This is a genomic window from Streptomyces davaonensis JCM 4913 (assembly GCF_000349325.1).
GTDB classification, from domain to species: Bacteria; Actinomycetota; Actinomycetes; order Streptomycetales; family Streptomycetaceae; genus Streptomyces; species Streptomyces davaonensis.
The window spans coordinates 2,229,160-2,255,069 of the sequence record NC_020504.1; the positions used below are offsets into that span (position 1 = coordinate 2,229,160).

Annotated in this window: 22 protein-coding genes; 5 read left to right on the forward strand and 17 right to left on the reverse strand. The window is 73.0% G+C overall.

The window, feature by feature from the left end:
• The first annotated feature begins 229 nt into the window (after nucleotides 1–229).
• From BN159_RS47005 to proB, 3 genes are read left to right on the forward strand one after another with little or no spacing between them, the layout of a single operon-like run.
• Nucleotides 230–2,239 carry a WhiB family transcriptional regulator gene (locus BN159_RS47005; protein ID WP_015656792.1) on the forward strand — a complete coding sequence of 670 codons (2,010 nt, stop codon included), beginning with the start codon at nucleotides 230–232 and terminating at the stop codon, nucleotides 2,237–2,239.
• Nucleotides 2,236–3,258, forward strand: coding sequence for an alpha/beta fold hydrolase (locus BN159_RS09805; protein WP_015656793.1), 1,023 nt, complete (start codon nucleotides 2,236–2,238; stop codon nucleotides 3,256–3,258). Before BN159_RS47005 ends, BN159_RS09805 begins: the two co-directional genes overlap by 4 nt.
• Nucleotides 3,255–4,481 carry a glutamate 5-kinase gene (gene proB, locus BN159_RS09810; protein WP_015656794.1) on the forward strand — a complete coding sequence of 409 codons (1,227 nt, stop codon included), beginning with the start codon at nucleotides 3,255–3,257 and terminating at the stop codon, nucleotides 4,479–4,481. The genes BN159_RS09805 and proB overlap by 4 nt, the downstream gene beginning before the upstream one ends.
• 87 nt (nucleotides 4,482–4,568) lie before the next feature.
• Here the strand turns inward: proB and BN159_RS45685 are convergent, their stop codons facing one another.
• The 4 genes from BN159_RS45685 to BN159_RS09820 all read right to left on the reverse strand — a co-directional run bounded on the left by BN159_RS45685 (nucleotide 4,569) and on the right by BN159_RS09820 (nucleotide 7,528).
• Entirely contained in the window at nucleotides 4,569–4,727 is a 159-nt protein-coding gene (locus BN159_RS45685) for a hypothetical protein (protein ID WP_015656795.1), read from the reverse strand.
• Nucleotides 4,728–4,742: 15 nt separating this feature from the next.
• Nucleotides 4,743–6,062: a glutamate-5-semialdehyde dehydrogenase gene (locus BN159_RS09815; RefSeq protein WP_015656796.1), complete on the reverse strand. Its 1,320-nt coding sequence runs from the start codon at nucleotides 6,060–6,062 to the stop codon at nucleotides 4,743–4,745.
• Nucleotides 6,059–6,208: a hypothetical protein gene (locus BN159_RS45690; protein ID WP_015656797.1), complete on the reverse strand. Its 150-nt coding sequence runs from the start codon at nucleotides 6,206–6,208 to the stop codon at nucleotides 6,059–6,061. Before BN159_RS45690 ends, BN159_RS09815 begins: the two co-directional genes overlap by 4 nt.
• Nucleotides 6,209–6,589: 381 nt before the next feature.
• Complete coding sequence (locus BN159_RS09820) at nucleotides 6,590–7,528, reverse strand: DMT family protein (RefSeq protein ID WP_015656798.1); 939 nt, start codon at nucleotides 7,526–7,528, stop codon at nucleotides 6,590–6,592.
• A gap of 227 nt (nucleotides 7,529–7,755) precedes the next feature.
• Here BN159_RS09820 and fdxA point away from each other — a divergent pair, with 227 nt between their 5' ends.
• On the forward strand, nucleotides 7,756–8,079 hold the full coding sequence (fdxA, locus tag BN159_RS09825) for a ferredoxin (protein ID WP_015656799.1): 324 nt from the start codon (nucleotides 7,756–7,758) through the stop codon (nucleotides 8,077–8,079).
• Between the two features lie 127 nt (nucleotides 8,080–8,206).
• Nucleotides 8,207–9,967 (forward strand): SGNH/GDSL hydrolase family protein, encoded by a 1,761-nt coding sequence (locus BN159_RS09830; RefSeq protein WP_015656800.1) that lies wholly within the window; start codon nucleotides 8,207–8,209, stop codon nucleotides 9,965–9,967.
• Nucleotides 9,968–9,981: 14 nt separating this feature from the next.
• Here BN159_RS09830 and BN159_RS09835 read toward each other — a convergent pair whose 3' ends face one another.
• The 13 genes from BN159_RS09835 to BN159_RS09895 form a co-directional block, all read right to left on the reverse strand.
• Nucleotides 9,982–10,761: an exodeoxyribonuclease III gene (locus tag BN159_RS09835; protein ID WP_015656801.1), complete on the reverse strand. Its 780-nt coding sequence runs from the start codon at nucleotides 10,759–10,761 to the stop codon at nucleotides 9,982–9,984.
• Between the two features lie 30 nt (nucleotides 10,762–10,791).
• The gene (locus BN159_RS09840; RefSeq protein WP_015656802.1) at nucleotides 10,792–11,427 is read right to left on the reverse strand and encodes an MBL fold metallo-hydrolase; all 636 of its coding nucleotides are present in this window, start codon (nucleotides 11,425–11,427) and stop codon (nucleotides 10,792–10,794) included.
• A gap of 33 nt (nucleotides 11,428–11,460) precedes the next feature.
• A complete protein-coding gene (gene pcaDC / locus BN159_RS09845; RefSeq protein WP_041821116.1) occupies nucleotides 11,461–12,789 on the reverse strand; it encodes a bifunctional 3-oxoadipate enol-lactonase/4-carboxymuconolactone decarboxylase PcaDC in 1,329 nt (442 codons plus the stop codon).
• A 108-nt stretch (nucleotides 12,790–12,897) separates the two neighbouring features.
• Nucleotides 12,898–13,980, reverse strand: coding sequence for a hypothetical protein (locus tag BN159_RS42795; protein ID WP_051113489.1), 1,083 nt, complete (start codon nucleotides 13,978–13,980; stop codon nucleotides 12,898–12,900).
• A gap of 14 nt (nucleotides 13,981–13,994) precedes the next feature.
• Complete coding sequence (locus BN159_RS09855) at nucleotides 13,995–14,798, reverse strand: hypothetical protein (RefSeq protein ID WP_015656805.1); 804 nt, start codon at nucleotides 14,796–14,798, stop codon at nucleotides 13,995–13,997.
• A complete protein-coding gene (locus BN159_RS09860; protein WP_015656806.1) occupies nucleotides 14,795–16,006 on the reverse strand; it encodes a M16 family metallopeptidase in 1,212 nt (403 codons plus the stop codon). Before BN159_RS09860 ends, BN159_RS09855 begins: the two co-directional genes overlap by 4 nt.
• A gap of 312 nt (nucleotides 16,007–16,318) precedes the next feature.
• Nucleotides 16,319–17,146 carry an ABC transporter permease gene (locus tag BN159_RS09865; protein WP_015656807.1) on the reverse strand — a complete coding sequence of 276 codons (828 nt, stop codon included), beginning with the start codon at nucleotides 17,144–17,146 and terminating at the stop codon, nucleotides 16,319–16,321.
• On the reverse strand, nucleotides 17,143–17,943 hold the full coding sequence (locus tag BN159_RS09870) for an ABC transporter permease (RefSeq protein WP_015656808.1): 801 nt from the start codon (nucleotides 17,941–17,943) through the stop codon (nucleotides 17,143–17,145). Before BN159_RS09870 ends, BN159_RS09865 begins: the two co-directional genes overlap by 4 nt.
• Complete coding sequence (locus BN159_RS09875) at nucleotides 17,940–18,899, reverse strand: ABC transporter ATP-binding protein (protein ID WP_015656809.1); 960 nt, start codon at nucleotides 18,897–18,899, stop codon at nucleotides 17,940–17,942. The genes BN159_RS09870 and BN159_RS09875 overlap by 4 nt, the downstream gene beginning before the upstream one ends.
• A 382-nt stretch (nucleotides 18,900–19,281) precedes the next feature.
• Nucleotides 19,282–21,192 carry an SWIM zinc finger family protein gene (locus BN159_RS09880; protein WP_015656810.1) on the reverse strand — a complete coding sequence of 637 codons (1,911 nt, stop codon included), beginning with the start codon at nucleotides 21,190–21,192 and terminating at the stop codon, nucleotides 19,282–19,284.
• Nucleotides 21,189–24,029, reverse strand: coding sequence for a DEAD/DEAH box helicase (locus BN159_RS09885; RefSeq protein WP_015656811.1), 2,841 nt, complete (start codon nucleotides 24,027–24,029; stop codon nucleotides 21,189–21,191). Before BN159_RS09885 ends, BN159_RS09880 begins: the two co-directional genes overlap by 4 nt.
• Nucleotides 24,030–24,134: 105 nt before the next feature.
• Nucleotides 24,135–24,728, reverse strand: coding sequence for a hypothetical protein (locus BN159_RS09890; protein WP_015656812.1), 594 nt, complete (start codon nucleotides 24,726–24,728; stop codon nucleotides 24,135–24,137).
• A 2-nt stretch (nucleotides 24,729–24,730) separates the two neighbouring features.
• Nucleotides 24,731–25,879 carry an ROK family glucokinase gene (locus BN159_RS09895; protein WP_015656813.1) on the reverse strand — a complete coding sequence of 383 codons (1,149 nt, stop codon included), beginning with the start codon at nucleotides 25,877–25,879 and terminating at the stop codon, nucleotides 24,731–24,733.
• Nucleotides 25,880–25,910 lie beyond the last annotated feature (31 nt).

Here is a 25,910-nt window from a genome sequence, read left to right on the forward strand (position 1 = left end):
ACCGAACGCGCGCACGACAAATCGGCGCGCGACGACGCATGGCGATGCTGAAACGACGTGTCGGAGGCGTCCCTCACTCGGGCACTACCCAGGGTCGACCTCTGAACAAGACGTTACGAGTGGGGAGTTGACTCCAACTAGAGCGAAATTCAACGCACATGGAATTTAATCCGAGAGGACAGCCGAGAGTCACGGCCACCGGGATCACACCGAGAAAGGGCCGACCGCCATGCACGCACCACCGCACTACGCGGACCCTGACCCCTGGACCGAACGCGCGGCCTGCCGCGATACCGACCCCGAGATGTTCTTCCCGCTCCCCGGAGCCTCGGGCGGCCTCGACCGCGAGGCCATCGCCAAACGACTGTGCGGGCGCTGCCCGGTGGCCCGGGAGTGCCTGCGCGAGGCGCTCGTGCGCGACGAGAGTGCCGGGATCTGGGGCGGGTTCAACGCGCGGGAACGGCGTGAGCTGCTGCGGATCGCGGGCACGCTGGAGTCGACCGGAGCGGAGCTGGCCGCGTACCTGGCGGGCGGCGGCCGCAGGCTGAGCGCGACGCCCCGCGAACGCCCGGCGTACGTGTGGTACCTCCGCCGCCACGGTTGGACCCCGCGCCGCATCGCAGGCGCCCTCGGCGTGAGCTTCGGCCAGGTCCAACAGGCGTGGCAGCTGGCCGAGTTGGCCTCGTCCTGCACCCGCGGCCCGGTGAGCGGGATGCCGAATCCCCGGGCACCGCGGAAGCGGGTACGGCGACCCAGCGCCGACGAGCAGGTGGTGCCGGGCACTCAACGCCCCGCGGTGCGCAACGGCATGACGACCATGGGACGAGCCCCACTCCCGACGTACGGCTCGCCCACCCGGCGTGTACCGGCGGCACGTCCTCAACTCCCGCCTGTCGGGGGGCATCCGGCGGGGCCGGTGCCTGCGGAGCGGTCCGGGGCGGGTGGGGCTGGGCCTGGGGGTTCGGGCTCGGTTTCGGGCTCGGGGGCGGGTGTGCAGAACCCGGAGGCGGGGGCGCGTGCCGGGGCGGCTGGACCGGCTGGCTCGGGTTCGGGTGCGCGTGCCGCGGCAACTGGACCGGCAGGCGTTGGTTCAGGTGTGCGGAACTCAGGGGCGGGCGCACGTGCCGGGGCAGCTGGACCAGCCGGCTCGGGTTCGGGCCTGAGGAACTCGGGGGCAGGTGCTGTCGATGGACGGCGGGTTGCGGGTACGGGCCAGGGTGGGCGCAACGCCGTGCCGGGCCCTTCCGATGGGCGGCGGGTGCCGGGCGTCGGTCGGCCCTCGGTGCCGGTCGAGCCTGGTGGGCGAGGAGTGTCGGGCGGTGGCCGGGCGCCGGTCCCGCGTGGGTCCGATGGGCGAGGTGTCCCGGGCGGCGCCCGGACCTCGGTGCCGCTGGGACCTGATGGGCGGCCCCTGACCGGCGGTACCCGGGGTTCACAGGGCTCGCAGGTACCGCCCGGTGTGCGGTATCCGGCTGGGCCGCCGCTCGTTGACGGAACGCGCATGCCGCTGACCGCGGACGGCCGGCGCGCCCCGGGCACGGCCCCCGGCGGGCGCCCCGGCACACCTGCCAACCCCAACTCCCAGCGGACCCCAGCCGAACGGTCCCGCGCACCCTTCTCCCCCGGCGGGCGCCTGGGCACACCCAGCAGCCCCAACTCCCAGCGCGCGCCCGGGGACCAGCCCCGAGTGCCCCTCACTCCGGACGGCCGGCGTGCCGCAGGTATGCCCCCCGGTGGGCGCCCCGGCACACCCGGCACCCCCAACTCCCAGCGCATCCCGGCCGAGGGGCCCCGCACACCTCTCGGGCCCAACTCCCAGCGTGTACCCGGCGACCGGACCCGGGCTCCCTTCATCCCTACCTCCCAGCGCACACCCGGCAACCAGCCCCGGACCCCTCTCACCCCCACCTCCCAGCGCACACCCGGCAACCAGCCCCGGACTCCCCTCACCCCCAACCCCCAGCGCACACCCGGCGACCAACCCCGCGCCCCCCTCACCCCCAACCCCCAGCGCACCCCGGGTGATTGCTCGCCCCTGGCGCTCGGATCCGGTCCTCGGCGGGGCGCTGGGGGCATCGTTGCGGATCGGGTGCGGATGTCGGTCGGGGCGAAGGTTCGGCGGCAGCCGGAGGGGCCTCGGGTGACCTTGACCAGTAGCTCCGCTCGAACCTACGTGGCGCCGGGGAGTCCGCGGGTGACCATCACCATTCGGCCCGTTCCGGGAGGTGGGGCGTCATGAGTGGTGCGGTGGCCGGGATGCAGGACCGGCGGCTTGCGGGGACCGTGGTGACCGGGGACGGCGCCGAGATCGTCGTATACGCGCATGGGTCGCCGCAGGCCGAGGCCACCGTCGTGCTGTCGCACGGGTGGACCATGTCGGCACTTGAATGGCGGCCGCACATCGAGGCGTTGACGCGGCCCCGGCCCGGGTTTCCCGCCCTGCGGGCCGTCAGCTACGACCAGCGTGGGCACGGTCGGTCGACAAGAGGGGCGGCGCCGTTGGACATGGCGCTGCTCGGGCGGGATCTGGATCTCGTGCTGCGTCGGGCCACCGCGCCTGAGGACGGGCCCGTGTTGCTCGTGGGGCACTCCATGGGCGGTATGTCCGTGCAGCAACTCGCCGCTGCCCAACCCGAGTTGTTCGGACCCTGGGTCTCCGGCGTGGCGCTCTTCTCGACCTGTGTCGAGGACGTGGGAGCCGTTCCGTTCATACCCCAGGACCGGGGCGCGCAACGGCGGGCACAGGCCGAACGCCTGGTCGCCGACGGGCTGTTGCGCTCGCCGGGCTGGGCCAAGGCCGTGCACCGGCTGCTCACCGGACCGCTCTCGCACCCCTCGACCGCCCCCTTGTGGCACGCCCTGTTCGGGCGCGGCCCGCAGACCGACAGCGCACGGGCCGACGCGCATTCACTGCGCGCCATCCCGCCACTCACCGTCGCCGAGTTCTTCGCCGCGCTCACCACCCATGACTGCGCGGGCCGGCTCGACGCGCTCGGCCGGATCCCGACCCGGATCCTGGTCGGCGCTCTGGACACCTACACACCACCGGCCCAGGCCCTGCGCCTGGCCGACGACATCCCGGGGGCGACCCTGCACACCGTGCCGAAACAGGGCCATGACCTGCCCTACGAGCGTCCCGTGCTGGTCGTGGAGACCGTGCACGCGCTCCTGCGCGACCTACGACAACGGCGCGACACCTCCCCGGCCGCACCGGCCGTACCCCGGGAGCTCGCCCTCGAATCTGGAGCGGAACGATGACCTTGCCCGTCACCAACGCCGCGGAGAACGGCGGACTGCGCCCTGATGTGCTCAGGGCCCGCCGGATCGTGGTGAAGGTGGGCTCGTCGTCACTGACGACCGCGGTCGGCGGACTGGACTCCGACCGCGTGGACGCCCTCGTCGACGTGCTCTCCCGCACCCGCTCCGGCGGCACCGAGATCGTGCTCGTCTCCTCGGGCGCCATCGCCGCCGGACTCGCCCCCCTTGGCCTGGCCGAACGCCCCGCCGACCTGGCCGGACAGCAGGCGGCGGCCTGTGTCGGCCAGGGCCTGCTGGTGGCCCGGTACACGGCCTCCTTCGCCCGCTACGGTCTACGGGTCGGCCAAGTCCTGCTGACCGCCGACGACATCGGCCGCCGCGCCCAGTACCGCAATGCCTACCGCGCCCTCACCAAGGTGCTGTCCATGGGCGCGGTACCGATCGTCAACGAGAACGACACGGTCGCCACGTCGGAGATCCGCTTCGGCGACAACGACCGCCTCGCCGCCCTGGTCTCCCATCTCGTCCGCGCCGACCTGCTGGTCCTGCTGTCCGACATAGACGGCCTGTACGACGGCGACCCCCGGCGCCCCGGGGCACAGCGCCTGACCGACGTCTACGGCCAACAGGACCTGGCGAGCGTGGAGTTGGGCGGCGCCGGGACGTCCGGCGTCGGCACCGGCGGGATGAAGACCAAGGTGGAGGCGGCCCGCATCGCCACCGGCGCGGGCGTCCCGGTGGTGCTCACCGCCGCCCGGCACGCCGCCGACGCCCTCGCCGGACGGGAGACGGGCACCCTCTTCCACCGCACCGGGGACCGCAACTCCGACCATCTGCTGTGGCTGGAGCACGCCAGCAGCCCGCGCGGCACGGTGCAGCTCACCGCGGACGCGGTGCACGCACTGGTCCAGGGCCGGGGCGCGCTGCCGGCGACCGGGGTGACCCGGGTCGCGGGCCAGTTCGTGGCGGGTGACCCGGTGGAACTCCTCGACGAGGAGGGCCATGTGGTCGCCCGCGGCCTCGCCTCGCTCGCCTTCCAGGAGCTGTCGCTGCTGCGCGGCCGTTCGGGCCGGGAGGTGGTGCACCAGGACGACCTGGTCCTGCTGCCGGCCGCGGCCCGCGCCGCCGCGGCGCTTCCGGCACAACTACGCCGCGCGGTGAACGTACGAGTGCTGCCCGCCCGCGAGTTCGCGTCCCGGGACGCGGGCGGCCCCGGAATCTGAGATCCGCTCAGGGCCGGACGAACACGGGGCGGCGCCCGTCGAATCGCACGACGGGCGCCGCCCCGAGTCCTGAGTCGCTGAAGCCGTTCAGTCGATGCTGCGCACGATGTGCGGCTCACCGGGTTCGTTGTCCACTCCGGCCAGGCCCAACGGGGGTGCGAGCGCCCGGCGTCGGACCCGCCGCGCCTCGTCCTGGTACACGAGCCGGCCCGCCGGCCTGGTCTTGGTGATGATGCGTATCTGCATGAACGGACCTCCCGTCTAGGGCAGCGGGGCGGCGGTTCCGCCCCTGGTGTGCCCGTCACCCACCAGGACGTACTTGGTGGTGGTCAGCGCGGTCAGCCCCATCGGGCCGCGCGCGTGCAACTTCTGTGTGGAGACGCCGAGTTCGGTGCCGAGTCCGAGTTCGCCGCCGTCGGCGAACCGGGTGGAGGCGTTGACGGCGACGACCGCGGTGTCCAGCGCGGCGACGAACCGGCGGGCGGCGGACTGCGAGTCGGTGACGATGGCCTCGGTGTGCCCGGTGCCGTACCGGCGGATGTGCTCGACGGCCGCGTCCAGCGACCCGACGACCGCGGCGGAGATCTCAAGACCCAGATACTCCCGGCCCCAGTCCTCCCCGGTAGCCGCGACGACCGCACCGTGGCAGGCCCGTACGCGCGCGTCCCCGTGCACGACGACACCCCGCTCGACCAGCGCCGCGAGCGCCCGGGGCAGGAAGTCGGCCGCCACGGCCTCGTGCACGAGGAGCGACTCGGCGGCGTTGCACACGGAGGTCCGCTGGGTCTTGGCGTCGACGACGATCGCGAGAGCCTTGTCGAGGTCGGCGTGGGCGTCGACGTAGACATGGCAGTTGCCGACACCGGTCTCGATCACGGGTACGGCCGACTCGCGCACGGTGGTCCGGATCAGCTCGGCGCCGCCGCGCGGGACGAGGACGTCCACCAGGCCGCGCAGGGACATGAGTTCGTGTACGGCGGCATGCGTGGTCCCGGGCACCAGCTGCACCGCGTCGACGGGGACGCCGGTGTCGGCGAGGGCCTGGCGCATGGCGGCGACGAGCGCGGCGTTGGTGTGCCGGGCGGTCGAGGAGCCGCGCAGCAAAGCGGAGTTGGCGCTCTTGAGACAGAGGGCGGCGGCGTCGACGGTCACATTGGGCCGTCCCTCGTAGATCATCCCGACCACACCCAGCGGCACCCTGATCCGTCGTACGTCGAGCCCGTTGGGCATGACGGTGCCGTCCACGGCGGCGCCGACGGGGTCCGGCTGGGCGGCGAGGAAGCGTACGGTGCCGGCGAGCGAGTCGAGCTGCTCACGAGTGAGGGTCAACCGGTCCAGCACGCTCCCGCCGAGCCCCGCGTCCCGGGCGGCGGCGAGGTCACGCTGATTGGCGGCGAGGATGTCGGCGGGGTCGACGGTCAGGCGCCGGGCGACGGCGAGCAGCGCGGCGTTGCGTACGTCAGCGGTGGTACCGGCAAGCAGCAGGGAGGCGGCGCGGGCGGCAAGGGCAGCGCCCCGCACGTCCCGCTCGCCGGGCTCCTTCGCCTCGGTCGGGGCGCCGACGGACACATCGGCGGTCATCCCTCACCGCCGTCCCCCACCACTACATCCACCTCGGCCCCGGGTGGCGGCACGGGCTCGGTCCCAGACAGCTCGGCCAGCATCACCCAGGCCAGCGCCTCGGCCTCGTCCGGATGGACGGTCAGACCGGAACCGGTGCCGCTCATAGCAACTCCCTGTGGTGGACCCCCACCGCCCACCGGACGGCAAGGGAAACTCAACAACTGCTGAACTCACCTCACAGAAGCGTTCCACGCCCCAGAACCCCCGACAAGGCCGGCAGTCGCCGGGCACGACCGACTCTGAGCCGGGACTCGAGCGGGCCTCCACAGCGAAGGGACGACACGGTCGACGCACCCACCCGAGCCAAGCAATTGGCAATCACCAACAGCACAGTCAGAGCAGATCACCAACAGCACCGCAAGGAACCCACGCCCCCACGCAAGCCGCCAACGGCGAATCCGCCCCACAGGGGCCACCCGCACCCGACTCTGATAGCGGTGGTGCGGGTGGGAACACCATCCAGGCCGAAGGCGAAGCCGAGGCCGTTACCGCCGCGACCCCACCACCACCGCCGCCGACCTCCGCAGCCGTATGCCCCAGAAGTGCCCCCCAGGCGCCGCCACCTGAGGCCGAGACCCCTCCGGCGCCCCCGACGTCTCGGCGCGGGCCAGGATGAACACCCCCCGCCCCGCAGCAACCGCCGCGACCAGCCCGACAGCCACCGTCATCAGCCCCGTCGCGTACCGATCCCCGAGCACCGCCACCCCCACCACCACCGCGAACACCGGATTCACCAGCGTCACCGTGGCGAGCGGCGCCTCCAACCCGCCCCGATAGGCGAGTTGACACAGCAACAGCCCCGCCGGCGCGAGAAACAGCACCCCACCGGCCACCAGCACCGTGGACGCGAACGTCCCGGACCCCAGCCCGGTCACCTGAAGCACCGCGGTCTGCGCCAGCGCGGACGCCGCCGCGAAGGCGACCCCCGCCGCGGCCGCGTACGACAGGCTCGCCACCATCGCCCCCCGCCCCACCGCCGCCACGACCACCGGCACCCCCATCGCGACCGCGGTCAGCAGCACGACCCCGATCAGCTCACCGGAGTCCAGCGTCCGGCTCTCCCCCGCGGACGGCACCAACGCGAGCAGCCCCACGACCCCGGCCACGGTCAGCCCCGTCCCCGACCACTGCGCGGCGCTCAGCCGCTGCCGTAACACGGCCGACGACAGCAAGGGCGCCGCGACCAGGGTCAGCACACCGAGCATCTGAACGGCGACCAGCGAGCCGTACCGCAGCGCCGCCGTGTGCAGCACCGCACCGAGCGCGTTCAGCAGCAGCGAGATCCACCACGCCCCCGACCGCCGAAGCCCCAACCCATGCGACCCGGCGGACCGGAGCGCAGCGACCCGCTGCGCCACCGCCGCGGCGGCATACGCCAACGCGGATGCCGTACCGAGCACCAGAACCGAGAACACCGTGTTCACGACGTCCTTTCACCGCGCCGGGCACGGGAGCGAGAGGTACCGACCTGCATATTTCATCTACCGTTGAAGTCTACGGGTGCTGAATTAGCTCGGGCAACCAGGACAGTCGTGGGCAACATGAGTTCGAGAAGGACTCCATCCGACGTCCACGGGGATTCCTGCCGCGGCTCCTACCCTCACCGCACTCACCCGCCCGGCAAGGACATCTGGACCACGGAGAGTCGCTCATGGCGTATGTCATCGCCCAGCCCTGCGTCGACATCAAGGACAAGTCCTGCGTCGACGAGTGCCCCGTCGACTGCATCTACGAAGGCCAGCGGAAGATGTACATCAACCCCGACGAATGCGTCGACTGCGGCGCCTGCGAGCCCGTCTGTCCGGTGGAGGCCATCTTCTTCGAGGACGACGTCCCCTCCGAGTGGACGGACTTCCGCCGCGCCGACACGGAGTTCTTCGCCGAGCTCGGCTCCCCGGGCGGCGCCGCCAACGTCGGCCCCGTCGAGAGCGACCACGCAGTCGTCGCGGAGCTGCCCGTGTCGGAGACCCAGTGACGAACGGGTGAGTTCGACGGCTGTTCACACGGCCCTCGTTGACGTACGTCCGCCCCGTCCATAGCTTCGTGCCCGCCTGACATCACGTCAGCAAAGGGTTCGCCGAGGAGAGGGGCGGGACGTGCGGATGGGTCTTCGGGGCGCGGGGGTCGTGTGCGCGCTGATCGCGGGTCTGCTGCCGATGTCGTCGGCGACCGCCGCCGCGAGGACCGCGGGCGAGCCACTCCCGTTGGAGCGGCTCTTCGACAACACCGCGGTCAGCGCCGACACCCGCCCCGCCGAGGCGGACTTCGACGGCCACGGCGCCTCCCTGTCCGCCACCGACCTGGCCGCCGCCGGCTGGCGCCCCGGCGGCGCGCTCACCGTGCAGGGCGCCCGGCTGACCTGGCCGGACCGCGCCGCGGGCGAGCCGGACAACGTCGTGGCCGACGGCCAGGACGTCCGGGTCCACGGCCGCGGTGACGCCCTCGCCCTCCTCGTCGCCGGCACGACCGGCACGGAGGTGAGCGGCTCCGGCACGGTGGCGTACGCGAACGGTACGCGCACCCCGTACACGCTCGCCGCCCCCGACTGGCGCACCGGCCCGCTCGCCACCAAGGCCCTGGCCCTCCCGCACATCAACACCCCGGACGGCCGACTCACCGAGAAACCCCGGCTGTACGTCGTCACCGTGCCCCTCGCGACGGACCGCGAGGTGACCTCGGTACGGCTGCCCCGGGCGGCCGGACTGCATGTGTTCGCGATGTCCGTGCGCACCACCGGCCGGGGCTGGACCGGCAGTTGGGCCACCGCGACGGGCGGCTACACGGCCGTCGGCCCGTGGACCGACCGGACGCTGCGGCTGGTCGTGCACACCTCGGCGGGCGGGCCGCGGGTCCGGGTCCGGTTCGACAACACCTTCGCGGCGACGCCGGTACGGATCGGCAGCGCCACGGTGGCGGTCCAGGCGTCCGGCGCCACCCCGCGGAGCGCGCCCGTGCCGCTGTCGTTCGGCGGCGCCACGGGCACCGAGATCCCGGCGGGCGCGCAGATGTTCAGCGATCCGCTCGGCTTCCCGGTGCCCCCGGACACGAACCTCCTGATCAGCTTCCATCTGCCCGGCACGGTCACGACGGCGCCCGTCCACCGCCTCGCCCAGCAGCGGTCGTACCTCAGCGATCCGGGCGACCATACGGCCGACGGTTCCGCCACGCCCTACACCTCGGCCCTGACCAACTGGCCGCTGCTCGCCGGGGTGGACGTGAGCGGCGGGCCGGGGTCCGTGGTGCTGCTCGGGGACTCGATCACGGACGGGGACAAGTCCACGGTCGACGCCAACCGGCGCTGGCCGAACGTCCTGGCCTCCCGGCTGCTCGCCCAGGACGAGGTGCCGCGCTACGGCGTGCTCAACCAGGGCATCTCCGGCAACCGGATCATCGCCGACCGCTATCCCGGCGACGGCGTCTCCACGGACACGGCCGGGGTGCACGCCCTCAACCGCTTCGACCGCGATGTCCTCGCCCAGCCGTCGGTGCGTACGGCGGTGGTCTTCGAGGGCGTCAACGACGTCCGCTGGGGCGCGACCTCGGAACAGGTCATCGAGGGCCTGCGCCTGCTCGCCGACCGGGGACACGCCCGGGGCCTGCGGATGCTCGCGGCCACGATCGTCCCCTGCGAGGGCGAGACGCGCTGCACGGCCGCCGTGGACGCGGAGCGGGTCGAGGTGAACGCGTGGATCCGGGACGCCGGCGTGTTCGACGGCGTCCTGGACTTCGACGCGGCGGTACGGGATCCCGCGCACCCGTCACGGATGCTGCCCGTCTACGACAGCGGCGATCATCTGCACCCCGGCGATGCGGGGCTGGCCGCGCTGGCGGAGTCGGTGGACCTGCGGATGTTGGTCCCGTAGCCGCACCCGCCCGCTCAAACCTCCAGGTCGACCACCACCGGCGCGTGATCCGACGCGCCCTTGCCCTTGCGCTCCTCGCGGTCGACGTAGGAGTCCTTGACGGCCTTGGCGAAGGGTTCGTTGCCGTAGACCAGGTCGATGCGCATGCCGCGGTTCTTGGGGAAGCAGAGCTGGCGGTAGTCCCAGTAGGTGAAGGGGTGGTCGTACTTCAGGGGGCGCGGGACCACGTCCGACAGGCCCGACTCGCGGAGGGAGGCGAGGGCGGCCCGCTCGGCGGGGGTGACATGGGTGAGGCCCTCGAAGGCGGCGACGTCGTAGACGTCGTCGTCCGTCGGCGCCACGTTGTAGTCGCCCATGACCGCGAACGGGCGGCTGCCCGCCGCGTCGCCCGCGACCGCCGCCTTCAGCGCCTCGAACCACTGGAGCTTGTAGGCGTAGTGCGGGTGGTCCACCTCGCGGCCGTTCGGCACGTACACCGACCAGACCCGGACCGGGCCGCAGGTCGCGGAGATGGCGCGGGGCTCCACCGAGCCGTCGTAGCCGGGGTCTCCGGGCAGGCCCTTGACGACGTCCTCCAGGCCGACGCGGGAGAGCACCGCCACGCCGTTCCACCGGCCGGTGGCGTGGACCGCCGACTCGTAGCCCAGCTCGCGCAGCTGCTCGGCCGGGAAGGCGTCCTCGGCGACCTTGGCCTCCTGGAGGCACAGCACGTCGGTGCCGCTGCTCTCCAGCCAGGCCAGGAGCCTCGGCAGGCGGGCGGTGATCGAGTTCACGTTCCAGGTCGCGATGCGCATGCCTCACAACCTACCCGGCACCACTGACAATCAGAGTGCCGCGCTCTCCCCGGGCGCCAGCCTGAGGTGCTCGGCCCCGCCGAGGGCGCCGATCTGGTTGTCGTAGATGGGCCGCGCGAGGTCGGTGAGCAGGGCGTCATGGATGTCGTAGGCGCGCTGCGGCTTGACCTCACGGACGTAGTCGATGACCTCCGAGATCTTGTTCCAGGGGGCCATGACCGGGAGCATGAGCGTCTCGACCGGGCGGTCGGGGACGGTGAGGGCGTCGCCGGGGTGGAAGACGCGGCCGCCGTCGACGAGGTAGCCGACGTTGGTGATGCGCGGGATGTCGGGGTGGATGACGGCGTGCAGTTCGCCGTGGACCTGGACGTCGAATCCGGCGGCGGTGAAGGTGTCGCCGTGGCCGACGGTGTGCACGCGGCCGGGGAAGGCGGCCGCGATCTTGTCGGCGACCGACTTCAGGGTCCAGATCTCGACGGCCGGGTCGGCCTCCAGGGCGCCGCGCAGCTTCCGCTCGTCGAAGTGGTCGGGGTGTTCGTGCGTGACGAGGATCGCGTCCGCGCCGAGCGCGGCGTCCTCCTCGCTGAAGACTCCGGGGTCGAGGACGAGCGTGCGCCCGTCCTTCTCCAGACGGACGCAGGCGTGCGACTTCTTCGTGAACCTCATGGCACCATCCTGCCCCTGCGGTGCCGGGCGGGCTCACTCGGTGGGCGTGGTCTCCTCCCGGATGACCTGCTGCGCCACGGTGAACGCGCTGTTCGCGGCCGGAATCCCGCAGTAGACGGCGGCCTGGAGCAGCACCTCCTTGATCTCGGTGGGCGTCAGGCCGTTGCGCAGGGCGGCGCGGGTGTGGAAGGCGAGCTCGTCCAGGTGTCCCCCGGCGACCAGAGCGGTGAGGGTGACACAGCTGCGGGAGCGCCGGTCGAGGCCGGGCCGGTCCCAGATCTCGCCCCACGCGTAGCGGGTGACGAACTCCTGGAAGTCGCCGGAGAAGTCGTCCGCCTGCTCCAGGGCCCGGTCGACGTGCGCGTCGCCGAGCACCTCGCGGCGCACCTTGATCCCCGCGTCGTAGGGGTCGGGGCGGCCGCCCGGCACGGGGGCGGGCACGACGGCCGGGGCGATCTCGGCAATGGGCGCGGGCTGTGGGGGCGCCATCTGGGCGACCGGTGCCACCGGTGCCGTGGCCAGGACCGGCTTCACGAGTGCGGCGGGGAGGGCGACCTGGCCGGTGCTGGAGTCGTAGGCGGGGTGCCAGGCCGTGGAGAAGTGCCTGACCAGCAGGTCGGTGACGGCGGCGGGCTGCTCGACCGGTACCAGGTGGGAGGCGCCGGGCACCACGGCGAGCCGTGCGTCCGGGATCCCGGCGACCAGCGTGCGCGCCTCGGCGGGCCCGGTGACCTGGTCCTCGGAGCCGACCAGGACGAGGGTGGGCACGCCGACGCCGGCCATCTCGTGCCGGACGTCGAAGGCGGCCAGCGCCTCGCAGGCGGCGATGTAGCAGCCGGGGTCGGTGGTGCGCACCATCTGTACGGCCCAGTCCGTGATGGCGGGCTGGGCGGCGGCGAAGCCGTGGGTGAACCAGCGCTCGGGGGAGGTGCGGGCGATGGGGTCGAGGCCGTTGGTGCGCACTATCACGCCGCGCTGCCGGAACTCGTCGGCCGTACCGAAACGGGGCGAGGCGGCGATCAGGGCGAGCGAGGCGATCCGCTCGGGGTGGCGCAGGGCCAGCTCCACGCCGATGGCGCCGCCGAACGCGCAGCCCGCGTAGCCGAAGCGCTGCACGCCGAGGCCGTCCAGGGTGCCGAGCAACCGTGCGGCGAGTTCGCCGACGGAGCCGGTCGGGTAGGCGGGTGCGCCGCCGTGTCCCGGCAGGTCGAACCGGAAGACCCGCCACTGCTTGACCAGTTCCGGGATCTGACGGTCCCACATGTGCCAGGTGGTGCCCAGCGAGGGGCCCAGGATCAGTACGGGGGCGTCCTCCGGCCCGTCGAAGCGGTACTGCAAGGTGTTCGTCACGCTCTCACTCACGCCCTGCACGCTCTCACATCTCACCATTTCTCACGTGCTTGGGTCGCAACCCCGTGCAAGCCGTCCCACCTTGTGACGGCCCCGTAAAGATCCTTTGCGTCCGCGTCCCTACCCTCGCGGGCCCAGGTCGGCGAGGGCGGCAAGGGCCGCTTCGTACAGGGCCGGGGCGACCAGTTCCCCGGGCACCAGCAGGAAGTCGGCGACCGGGGTGAGCAGCAGGGTGCCGGACTCGAAGGCGTGCGGCTCGGCGGTGTCCGGGGAGCGGCCGGGACGCGGGCCCGGGGCGACCGGGGTGAGCCGCATGCCGTAGTGCAGGGTGCGGGGGTCGTCGGGTCCGCTCGGCCCGGTGTCCTCGCTCCGCCACTCCTCGCGTCGCCGGACCTCACGTACCGCCGCCGGGTCAAGGTCCTTGAACAGCGCGTCGAGGCGAGCTGCGCCCTCGGGGTCCACGTCCGCCCACTGCCGCAGCAGTTCCAGGAGTTCGGGTGCCAGCCTGAACTCGTCGGCGAGCCGCGTGAGTCGGGGGATGTCGACATCGCGTTCCGGCGTCAGCGTCATCATCACGTCGACAACATCCTTGGCGTTGAAGGGCCGTTCGAAGCGTTCCTCGGCGACGGCGAGGAGTCCGGCGGCGACCGGGTCGTCCGGCAGCCGCGGACGGAGCGGGACCGCACCCCCGTCGCCGGTGAGCGCGCAGGTGAAGATCTCCACGCGGGGGTCGTAGTCCAGCAGCGGATCGGCGGCCGGCCAGGACAGCGTCACCAGGAAGTGACGGCCTTCCGCGCCGAACATCGTCAGGTCCATCTCGGTCGGGCCGTACTCGGCGGCGAGCGCGCCGACGACCCGCCACAGGGCGGTCCGGTCCGGGACCACCAGGTCGATGTCGTTCATCGGGCGGGGCAGGTCGGCCGGGTACCACGGGGCGAGCGCGAACCCCTTGACCGGCCGTGCGCCGAGCGGTTCGGCGGTGCGCCGGAGGCGGGCGTAGAACGCGGTCCGCTCGGCGAGGCGGCGCACTTCGTCGGCGGAGCCCGTGCCGAGCACGCCCTCCCGGGCGGCGGCCGTCACCACCAGCATCCGCGTGGCGGGCGAGATCCGGCCGGCCGCCTCCACCACCGCGCGCGGCGATTCGTCCTCGTGCAGGTCGAACACGCGCCGGAAGAAGGCGAGATCGACAGTGGGCGCAGTCACATCGGTTTCCTGACTCATGAGTTGGGGGCGTGCCAGTAGACGTGATCGGTCTCCCAGCCCCGCCGGTGCAGCGCGGCCACGACCCGGGCGCTGTGCTCCTGGCCCGGGGCGCCCGTTCGGTGCACGACGTTGCCGAGCAGGGGAAGTCCGGCCCGGGTGCCCCGCGCGAGGGCGGCGTCGGTCAGGAGCCTGCTGAGCGGGCGGGTCTCGAAGGGGACGGGGACCAGGACGTCGAAGAGTTCGAGGTACTCGATCCCGGTCACCTCGTCGGTGAAGGGGAGCAGCGTCGCGTGCCCGGCGGGCTCGCCGCCGGCGAGGGTCGCGACCAGCGTCAGCCGCTCGGGGGCGGCCAGTACCGTGTCGGCCTGCGCCTCGGCGTCCGCCCGCGGCACGGTGACGCCCTGCTCGGCCGCCCCGGTCCGGAAGGCGTCGGCGAACCAGCCCCGGACCCGCTCCTCGTGCTCGGGCCCGGCGGGCAGCACGGTCACGTCGTCCGGGCCGGGCCCGCTCGTACCCCCGATGTCATGGCGCACATAGGTCAGGTGCTCGGTCCAGGGCGGGCCGAGTCGGACCCCGGGCCCGGTGCGCAGCAGCACGCCGGAGACCTCGGGATGGGCGGCGACGGCGTACGCGCGCAGCGCTTCGGCTGCGGCCTGCGAGCCGGGCGGCGGATCGGCGTACTCGATGAGACAGAAGTCCCGCCCGGTGAGCGCGTCGTCGGTCCTGCCGAGCACGCACTCCACCTCGCCGACCCGGACCACGAGGTCGGCGTCCCGGCAGGCGGCGAGGTACGCGGGGTCCACGCGCACGGCGGTCACACCGGTTCCCGGGTGGGTCGTACGACGGTGATCTGGCGGTCGGCGATCGCGGCGGCGGCGCTGCGGACCTCCTCGGCGGACACCGCCTCCAGGGCGTGGATCCCTTCCTCCACGCTCCAGGGCCGGGTGCCCAGCGCGGTCTCCCGGCCCAGCGTCATCGCGTGGTCCCAGGGTCGCTCGGCACCGGTCACCAGCTCCATGACGGCCTGCCGCCGCGCCACGTCGAGGTCCTCCGGATCCGGTCCGTGCCCGGCGACCTCCAGGAGCAACTCCCGTACGACTTCCTGGGCGCGGCCCAGGTTGTGGTGCTCGACCCCGGCCATGATCCGCCAGGCCCCGGCCTCCGTGTAGTGGCGGGACCAGGCGAGGAAGGCGTAGACGAGCCCTTCGCGGCCGCGCAGTCTCCGGTAGAGCAGGGACGACGGGGAGGGGCCGAGGAGATGGGCGAGGACGTTGTAGGCGTGTCGGCGTGGGTCGCTCATCGAGGGGGCGCGGCTGCCGGTGGCGAACCAGGAGAACTCGCCGGTGCCGTCCTCTCGTGGATGCCAGGGTCCGGGCGTGAGTTCGGTCAGGGGGACGGTCCCCGACAGCGCTGTCGAGTGCACGGGGGCGGTCTCGGCGACGTGCTTCGCCGCTTCGGCCGGCCCGGTTCCGCCTGTGCACACCAGAGCCATGCGTCGGCGCAGCAGCACCTCGTGGTGGACGGCGAGCACATCGGGGAGGGTGAGGCGGTTGATGTCCTCGACGGTTCCGCCGACCGGACGGCCGAGTGGATGCTCCGGGAAGACGGCCGCCAGGAAGGCGTCCTGCACGGTGTCGCTGGGATCGGCGTCCGCAGCGGCCAACTCCTGGAGGACGGCCTGCCGTTCGGTGTCGAGGACCTTCTCGTCGAGCCGCGGTTCCAGGACGGCCCGGGTCAACAGCCCGACCACCTCGGGTACGTGCGCGCTGAGCACCTGCGCCTGGAAGTACATCTGATCAAGCCCGGTGACGGCGTTGGCCTGTCCGCCCAGCCGCTCGATCCGCTCGCTCAGCGAGCGCCCACCGTCCAGCGGCGCCGACATGAGCAGATGCTCCAGCATGTGCGCAGCCCCGCCCTGTCCGGCCGGATCGTCACGCGACCCGAAGTCGGCGGCCAGGCACAGGGTGCTGGTGCGCCATCGCCCATCACTCTCACCGATCACCGCAACCGGCAGATCATCGCTCATCGCGCTCCATACACCTTCGTTCGTGTCGTTCGTTTCGTTCGTTTCGGAGGGGCCGGGGGTGAAACGCTGCCGGGAAGCAGCCGATGGCTTCCCGGCAGCGCGGCCGTCACTTGCCCGGCTTCACCTTGACCTTGTCCAGGCGCGGCCGAAGGCCGGTGGCGTGGTTGCGCTCCATGGGTGCACCTCCTCTCCGGGCTCGGGTACGAGGAACTCGACCGGGCCCGGGGCTTGCGCCTCCGGGGCCGGCCACCGGCACCGCTCCGTGGCGAGCACGGCCGCGGACCGGCGGTTCAGGGGCTGAGGGGCGTGGCGTCACGTGCCGAACTCGATCGTTCCCGTCCGCCGCCCCCGCCGGGCGACCCGGCCGAAGCCCAGCACCGCCATGGCCAGCCAGCCGGCGCCGGTGACCGCGCCGAGCACGGCCCGGCCGAGGATCCGGGCCGCCGGATCGCCGTCGACGACGCCTCTCAGCGCGGCGAGCTCATGGGTCAACGGAATGGTCTGGGCGAGGAGTTGGACCGGCACCGGCCAGTGGTCCACGGGAACCTGCACTCCACAGACGACCATCATGCCGAGGTAGGCCACGTTGGAGACGAGGTTGCGCAGGGAGGGCCGGTCGGCGACGAGCGCGGCGAGGGCGAGGCCGACGCAGTAGGTGCCGAGCGCCGTGAGCAGCACCAGGACCACCGCCGCCGAGGCGCTGCCCAGGGTCCACCGCACGCCGAAGACGGGACCGAGGGCGAACAGCGCGACGAGCGAGGTCGCGGTGCCGGTGAGCACCCACTGGAGGCTGCGCACGACGAAGGTCCAGGCGAGGTGGGTGGGCGCGGCGACGAGCAGGGGCAGTGTGCCGAGGGACCGCTCCCAGGCGCTGGAGGCGACGACCATGGTGGCTTCGATGGCGCAGACCATGAGGGCGTTGCCGATGACGAGGAACTCCTCGTCGCCTCCGGCGTCGGTGAGGCGGGCCACGAGGGTGAAGAACAGGACCTGGCTGAGCATCCGGACGAGCCAGCCGAACAGCCAGGTCTTCCAGGTGTAGATGACGGCGAGGTCGGCCAGGGCGATGGCACTGCCGTGCCGGAGCAGAGGGAGCGCCTTGGGGCGCGTACTTGCATTGGGGCGCGTACTTGCCGTCATGCGTGCCCCAGGGTGCCGAGGACCCGCACTCGGGCGAGGACACGGCGCAGCAGCAGCGTGGCGCAGCCGAGCGCGGCCGCGGCGAGCAGCACCAACGCCAGGATCTGCACGGGCAGTCGGCCGGGCTCCTCGGAACGGAAGGCGGACCGCAGCAGATCGGCCGACCACGACAGATAGATCACCCGGCTGAGCGGACGCACCCACTCCGGCAGCAGCCCGAGCGGTACGACGATCCCGGACAGCAGATAGAGCGGAAAGCTCAACGAGTTCTGATACGGCCGCCCGGCCCGGGTCAGCACCAGCACCGAGGCGATCACCGCGGCCGTGCAGGCGGTGGTGAGGGCGGTCGCGAGGATGCCGGTGACGAGAACGAGCGGATGGTGCACGGTCAGCCGGACGCCGAAGCAGAGGCCGACGGCCCACGCCTCGGCGAAGGCAACGAGCCCGGCCGCGGTCACCGCGCAGATGCGTCCGGTGATGACCGGCGCGAGGGCTGCCGGTGCGGCGACGGTGGCCTCCAGGGTGCCCTCGGCACGGTCGCGGTCGATCAGGTCCCCGGCGGTGAACAGCGCCATCGACCACAGGGCCATCAAGGTCGGGGCGATGACGACCGTGGGGGCGAGTCCGGCGCGGTGGGGGGCGTCGGTCATGGCCAGCAGGACGAGGGTGTACAGCGGAACGGTGGCCAGCATGTGCAGTTCGCCGGGAGAGCGCCACAACAGGGCGGCCTGGAGGCTCAGTCCGGCCCGGAAGGTCCTGAAGTGGCTCATGAGGCTCGTCGAGATCGTCCGGCTCATGAGGCGACCTCCATGCCGCGGTCGCCGATCAACCGGAGGTAGACCTCTTCGAGGCTCGGCCGGGTGGTCGCCAGGTCGGTGACGCCACCGTCGACGAGGAGCCGCAGCACCGGTCCGAGCGCGCTTTGTCCGGAGACCTCGATCACGGTCGAGCCGTCGGGGCCGGTGCGGACGGAGGTGACCTCGGGGCAGCTGTCCAGCCGGGCGAGCAGCGGGGCGGGGACGCCGCCGACCTCGATGCGTTCGTGCCGGGACAGCAGTGCGCCCAGTTCCCTCGGGGTCGCGGTGTGCCGGATCCGGCCGCCGTCGATGAGGGTGGCGCGGTCGCAGACGGTCTCGGCCTCCGCCATGTCATGGGTGGTGAGCAGGACGGAACGGCCCTCGCCGCGCAGTTCGCCGATCAGCGTACGGAAGTCCCGCGCGGCGACGGGGTCCATGCCGGTCGTCGGTTCGTCGAGCAGCAGCACCCGTGGGCCGTGCATCAGCCCGCGGGCGAGATGCAGACGCTGCTTCATGCCCCGCGAGAAGGTCTCCACCCGCTCGTCCGCGTGAGCCCTGAGTCCGAAGCGGTCCAGCAACTCGGCGGCACGGCCCCGGATTTCCCGGCCGGGTATCCCGTACAGAGCGCCCCAGTAGCAGAGGTTCCGGCGGGCGGAGAGCCGACCGTAGAGTCCCCGGTCGCCGCCGAAGACGCAGCCGATCAGCGGGCGGACGGTGGTGAGTTCGGTGACGACGTCGTGGCCGAGGATGCGTGCCGTGCCCGCGCTGGGGACCAGGACGGTGGCGAGAATCCTGCACAGGGTGGTCTTGCCCGCGCCGTTGGGGCCGAGCAGCGCGTGCACTTCGCCTTCGCCGACGGTGAGGTCGATCCCGTCGAGGGCGGTGCGGGAGGGGTTGCGGCCGCCCTTGGAGGGCGGGAACTCGCGGCGCAGTCCCAGAACTTCGACGGCGTTCATCGCGGCGCCTGTCGGCGGGGCGGGGGCCGTCGGTCGGATGCGCGGGAGGGTGGGGGTGAATCAGGGTGGTGCGGTGGTCGGCGGGGGGTGAGGGGGCGGGCCTGGACCGGTAATCGGACCTGTAATCGCAGCTGTGACCGGACCGGTAATCGGCAGAGGCGGGGCGGGCCGAGGAGCCAGGAACGGCTCGATAATCGCCGGCCCGACGTTCGCGAACACGACCTGGATTTCGCGTATTCCACGACAGGCATTGCCCTCCTCGTGTGTGCGAGACACGACTGGCAGCCGGCGCGGTGGTCGGTGACTCGTGCGCCAGTCGAGTCTTGACCATGGTAATGCGGGAGCCGCTGGAGGGGTACCGGGCCTGGGCCAGGCGCGGCCCTCATGGGTCAGCGGGCCCGCCCAGACCGGTCAGTGCGCCGACCGGGTCCAGGTCGGGCGTGCCTCGGGGCCACCAGTCCTCGTGGCCGGGTTCTGATTCGTACGCGTACCACAAGCCGTCTTGTCCCAGGCGGAGTTGGACATGGCCGCGGGGGTGGGTGAGGCGGTTGCGCCACGGCCGGAAGGCGGGGAGGTCGGCGGCGAGGAGGAGCGGTCGGGCCCGGTCGAAGCGACCGGCGGGCGGGTCCCACGGCTCTTCCAGTACGGCGAGCCCTTCGGGACCTCCCTGGCGCCACGCGGCCACCGCCCGCGCCAGCTCGGCGGGCGTGCGCTCGGCGGCGGAGGCCAGCGAGGCGTACAGGGCGCGGCCTCCTGCGGTGAGCCCGGAACCGGGGCGCGCCGCGGCCAGTCGTACGGCGTCCTGCCACAGCGTCAGTTCGGCGAGGGGGTCGCGGCCGGTGCCGAGGAGCGCGTGGGCGCGGGCGGCGGCGTCGGTGGCCAGCTGGTCGAGAGCGAACGGGTCCGGACCACCCGGTGCCGCCGGATAGACCGGGGGCTGCTCGGGGTGCGGCGGTACCGGCAACGGCGATGGCAGGGGCGGGAGTTGACGGCGGGCGAGGGCCTCGCTTGCGCGTACGCCCGGCAGCGGCGCCGGTTCCTTGTCCTGCGCCGCACGGGCCGCTCGGGCAGCGCTGAGGCGGGACAGGGCGTCGAGCAGTTCGCGTTCGCCCCGGCCGCGCAGCAGGAGCAGGACGAAGGGGTCGGCGTCGAGCAGACGGGCGGTCTGGTAGCAGAGCGCGGCCGCGTGCTTGCAGGGGTGCCCGGAGTCGGGGCAACTGCACTGGGGGTCCAAGTCCCGCGGTCCCGGCAGCAGCGGCACGCCGCACTCGGCCAGAGAGTGCGGCATCTCCTTGTCCAGCAGCGCGGCAATATGCCCCGGCCGCTCGGCGGCGGCATCCAGAAACCGCTCCCAGTCCGCGTCGTCAAGCGTCCTAAGCCGCACCTGAACCCGGTACGGCCGCGGCCGACTGCCCTTCACATACGCGAGAACCAGCCCCGGCGTGACGGTGATGGCATCGACATTCCCCTGCTCGGCATACCCCCGCCCCCGAGCGAGCCGCTTGGGGTCGAGCGCCCCCTCCTCCAACGCCGACACCCACGCATTCCCCCACCACGTCTCCGCGAACCCGCTGCCACCGGCATCCCGAGCGGGAAACGCCGGGAAGGTACGCCGCAGGTCGCTGTCCCGGGAGGGGGCGGCCATGGAGTGGGGGGCTCGGGGGGTGGCGGGCGGGGACGGGGTGGGAGGCCGGTCGAGGGGCAGGCGAGCCGACGCGGATCCGGCAGGGTGCGCGGAGGCTTCGGACTCGGTCGGGCGTTCCTCCGGTGCCTCCTGCGGCGACTCCACGTCCGCGGGCAACCGGAAGGCGTCGGCGAGGAGTTCACGCATGGCGCGGACCCGAGCCGCTGCCGGGTCGTTCCGGGGTGCGCGACGGGCCGCGCGGGGCGGCTCCGTCCGGTCCGGGGCCCGACTCCGGTCGCGGCGAGCTGCGCGGAGCGCCTCGCGCGCTACGTCCGCGGGGCGGGTCGGGTGCTGACGGGCAGAGCCGCTCGCGTGGCCGTCGTGCTCGTCGGCAGCGCCGTCCGCGAAGCCGTCCGCATCCTCGGCAGCGCCGGAGTCCGCCCCCGTGGTCCCGGCGCCACGATGGGTCGACACCGCCCGCCGCAGCGCCGCGCGCGCCGCATCCCCCGGACGGGACGCATGCTCCCCCTCCGGCTCGGCGGCTCCCTCTGTGTGGGGCGTCGCCACCGTCGCCCTCGTAGCCGCTGCGTCGTCCTCGGCCTTCCCGGTCTCCCGGTCCCGTGCCTCCCGCAACGCGCGCCGTGCCTCGTCCGAAGGGCGGGAAGTCATGGCGTCCTCCGCAGGGAGACCAGGTCGGACAGTTCGCGGGCGGTCAGCTCCGTGAGGGCCGATTCGCCGGAGCCGAGGATCGCGTCGGCCAGGGCTCGCTTGGATTCGAGCATGTCGGCGATGCGGTCCTCGATCGTGCCCTCGGTGATGAGGCGGTGGACCTGGACGGGCTGGGTCTGGCCGATGCGGTAGGCGCGGTCGGTGGCCTGTTCCTCCACGGCCGGGTTCCACCAGCGGTCGAAGTGGATGACATGACCGGCGCGGGTGAGGTTCAGGCCGGTGCCCGCCGCCTTGAGGGACAGCACCAGGACCGGGGTTTCGCCTGCCTGGAAGCGGTCCACCATGCGTTCCCGTTCCGGGACCGGTGTGCCGCCGTGGAGCAGGTCCACCGGGACCGCGCGGGAGGCGAGGTGGGAGGTGATCAGGCGGGCCATGCCCACGTACTGCGTGAACACCAGGGCCGAGCCGTCCTCGGAGAGGAGGGTGTCCAGGAGTTCGTCCAGCAGTGCCAGCTTGCCCGAGCGGGCGAGCAGGCCGTCCCCCGCCGCGGGCTCCTTGAGGTACAGCGCCGGGTGGTCGCAGATCTGTTTCAGCGCCGACAGCAGCTTCAGCACCAGGCCCCGGCGTGCCATGCCCTCCGCCGTCTCGATGGCGAGCATCGACTCGCGCACCACCGCCTCGTACAGCGCGGCCTGTTCACGGGTGAGCGGCACCGGATGGTCGGTCTCCGTCTTGGGCGGCAGTTCCGGCACGATCCCGGGGTCGGACTTCTTGCGGCGCAGGAGGAAGGGCCGCACCAGCCGGGCCAGCCGCTCCACCGCCTCCTCGTCCTCGCCGTTCTCCACGGCACGCGCGTGCCGGGCCCGGAAGGACTTCAGCGGCCCGAGGAGCCCCGGCGTCGTCCAGTCCAGCAGGGCCCACAGCTCGGACAGGTTGTTCTCCACCGGTGTGCCGGTCAGCGCCACCCGCGCCGGTGTCGGAATCGTGCGCAGCGCCTTCGCCGTCGCCGAGTACGGGTTCTTGACGTGCTGTGCCTCGTCCGCGACGACCATGCCCCACGCCTGCTGGGCAAGGACCGGCGCGGCCGACCGCATGGTGCCGTACGTCGTGAGGACGAAGCCTCCGGTCAGGTCGTCCAGGGTGCGGTCGGGGCCGTGGAAGCGGCGGACGGGGACGCCGGGCGCGAAGCGGGTGATCTCGCGCTGCCAGTTGCCGAGGAGGGAGGCCGGGCAGACCACCAGGGTCGGTTCGGTGCGGGCCCGCTTCAGGTGCAGGGCGATGACGGTGATGGTCTTGCCGAGCCCCATGTCGTCGGCGAGGCAGCCGCCGAGGCCGAGGGTGGTCATGAGGTCCAGCCAGGCCAGCCCGCGCAGTTGGTAGTCGCGGAGGGTGGCCTTGAGCCCCGGCGGCGCCTCGGCGGGGCGCACTCCTGCCGTGAGCCGGTCACGCAGGGCAGCGAGGGCGCCGACCGGGACCGCCTCCACGGTGTCGCCGTCGACCTCCGCGGTGCCGGTGAGCGCGACGGACAGCGCGTCGACCGGGTCGAGCAGGCCCAGTTCGCGCTTACGGGCCTTGCGGACCAAGGCCGGGTCCACCAGCACCCAGTGGTCACGGAGCCGGACGACCGGGCGGTGCGCCTCGGCGAGCGCGTCCATCTCGGCCTCGCTGAGCGGCTCCCCGCCGAGCGCCAACTGCCAGCGGAACTGGTGCAGTTCCTCGCTCTCGAAGAACCCGGTGCCGTCGGTCGCCGAGCCCGGGGCGGGCCGTACCACCGCGGCGGCGGTGAGGTCCTGGGCGAGGTCCCGGGGCCAGTGCACCCCGACGCCCGCCGCCGCGAGCCGGGTCGCCGCCACGCCGAGCAGATCGCCCAACTCCTCGTCGGAGAGGGCCAGTACATCGGGCACGTCCTGCTCGGCGAGCCGGTCGAGCGGCGGCCAGATCCGGGCCGCGCGGCGCACCGCGAGGGCCGCGTCGACCCGCGCGCGTGGGCCGAAGGCCGCGTCCGCCGACCCCGCCCACAGTGCCGCCGCGTCGGCCACCAGCGTGGGGTCGGCGAGGCTGTGCACCTGGACGATCGCCGCGCCCGCGCTGCGGACACCCTCCTCCGCGTCGAAGAGTTCGTGCGCCGACAGGTCGAGGCGCAGGGAGATCCGCACGCCCGCGTCCATCCCGGCGGCGACCTCGGCGGCCCAGTCATGGGCCTCGGGCAGACGCTGCGGTCGACGGTCCGCGAAGGGCTTCCCGGAGGCGTACGGGGCGGCCGGGGTGCGGGGCAGGGTGTCCGCGACGGCGTCCAGGAAGGATCGCATCAGCGCTTCGGGTTCGGGCAGCCGGAGCGGGCCGGGGCCGGGCAGCGGCACCGCGTGGCCCTCGTACGGCAGGGCGGCGGCGATGGCCCGCAGGTGGGCGATGTCGTCCGGGTCGAGCGGACCGGCCCGCCAGGCGTCGTGGCCGGTGGGGGTCAGTCCGGGCAGGAGGCGGCCGCGCGCGGTGAGGCGCAGCGCGTGCTGGGCGGCGGCGCCCCAGGCGGCCGTGGCGGGATGGGCGGCGGGGTCGCGGCGGGCCCGTACGAGCAGGGGCAGCGCGGCGTCGAGCGGAAGGGTCAGCGCGGGGGCGGGCCTGCGGCGGACGCCTGATCCGTGCGGCCGTACGACGGTCAGCTCGGTCGGCTCCGGTCCGGCGGGCAGCGGGCCGTCCTCCGGGTCCCAGAAGGCGATCCGGCCCTCACGCGGGAGGGGCGCGGGCAGGAAGACGGCGGCCAGGCGCACCGGCACCGAGTCCGCCGTACGAGGACCGCCTGTGCGGTCGTCGACGACCGCAGCCGTTTCACCCACCATGTGTCACCTCCCTGCCCTGAGTCGGATCAGACGTCTTCGACTCTACGGGCGGGGTCTGACAATCGGCCCCGGCGACCGGCCCGGGCGGGCTGGTCGGTCGGTCGGTTACGGAACCGTGCGGGAGACGACGTACACCATGGGGAACTCCGGGTTGCCCGTGTTCACCACTATGTCCTGCGTCGGCGCGGGGTTCTTCTGCTCGCGGACCAGGCCGAAGTAGTCGCCGGGCCGGGAGCCCTCGCCCGCGAACTTCCAGCCGGTTACCTTCTGGTCGCGGGCGCCGATGGTGATGTCGTCGCGCTCCAGGTCGTCCCGGGTCAGGCCCAGTTCGGCCAGGAAGGCGTCGAGACCGGCGTGCGTGGTCTGGAACTGGACGTAGAGACGACTGGTGCGCCAGTTGTTGGTCTCGTAGTACGCGACCTGGTTCGCCGGATGCGGTATCGGGATCTGGTAGAGGCGGCGCTGGACCTTGGACGGCCAGCCCTCGGTGAGTCCCCTCGCCGAGTACTTGGCCTCCTTGTCCTTGCCGCTGTCCCGGCTCTGGTTGGCGGAGATCACCAGGTAGCCGGCCGGGACGCCGATGAGCAGCCCGATGATGAGCAGGGTCAGGGCACGGCGGCGGATCATGTGGCGCCGGTCCTCGGCGGGCCGGGACGGCTCGTCCGCGGGTTCGGCCTGGCGGGGCAGATCGGGCGTCATGGTCACGCGGGCCCCTGCGACGCACGGCGGGAGGCCACGTACCGCTCGTAGCGCTCGTGGCGCTCCACGCGGCGCCGGTTGGCGCGCCGGAAGCGGCGGGCGACCAGCCGGGCGAGGTCGGCGGCGCCGACCATGCCGGCCTCGGGGCCGAGCTGGGCGCGCGCGATCCGGGCCTCGGGTCGGTAGCCGCGGCCGGTGAGATGGCGCTTGAAGGCGTCCCGCGCGGGGGCGATCAGCAGGTCGTCGGCGGCCGAGACACCGCCGCCGATGACGAAGCAGGAGGGGTCGAGGGCAGCGGCGAGGTTGGCGATGCCGACGCCGAGCCACTGCCCGATGTCCTGGAGCAGCTCGATGCACATGGCGTCGCCCTCGCGGGCCAGCTCGGTGATCATCGGGCCGCTGATGTCGGCGATGTTGCCCTTGACGTGCTCGATGATCCCGTACGCCACCGGGGAGTCGGCCGCGGCCAGCTCACGCGCCTCGCGCACCAGCGCGTTGCCGGAGCTGTACTGCTCCCAGCAGCCGCGGTTGCCGCACGGGCAGCGGTGTCCGCCGGGGACGACCTGCATATGGCCGAACTCGCCCGCGACGCCGAACTTGCCGCGCTTGACCTGGCCGTCCTCCAGGATCGCGCCGCCGATACCGGTGCCCAGCGTGATCATGACCAGGTGGTCCTCGCCCCGGCCCGCGCCGAACCGCCACTCCGCCCACGCGGCCGTGTTGGCGTCGTTGTCGACCAGCACGGGCACCGCGAGCCGCCCGGCGAGCCGGTCCCGGAGCGGTTCGTTGCGCCAGGACAGGTGCGGGGCGAACAGGACGCGGTTGCGGTCGGCGTCGACCCAGCCGGCCGCGCCGATGCCGACGGCGTGCACGTCGTGCCGGTCGGAGAGGTCCAGCACCAGCTCGACGATGGTGTCCTCGACGACCTTGGGGCTCTTGGACTTGTCCGGGGTCTCCGCGCGGAGCTTCTCCAGGATGTTGCCGTCGGCGTCGACGACACCGGCCATCACCTTGGTGCCGCCGATGTCGATGCCGACGGTGGGGACCCGGGGTGCGGTCAGATGTGACCGGCGCTCCCGTGTGCCGACGGTACGTAGCGCCGGCGCGCGGCGGGAGCCGATGGGGGCGGTGAAGGTGCCGTAGGTGCTCATCGGGGTTGATTGTGCCTCACCGTCGGTAGGG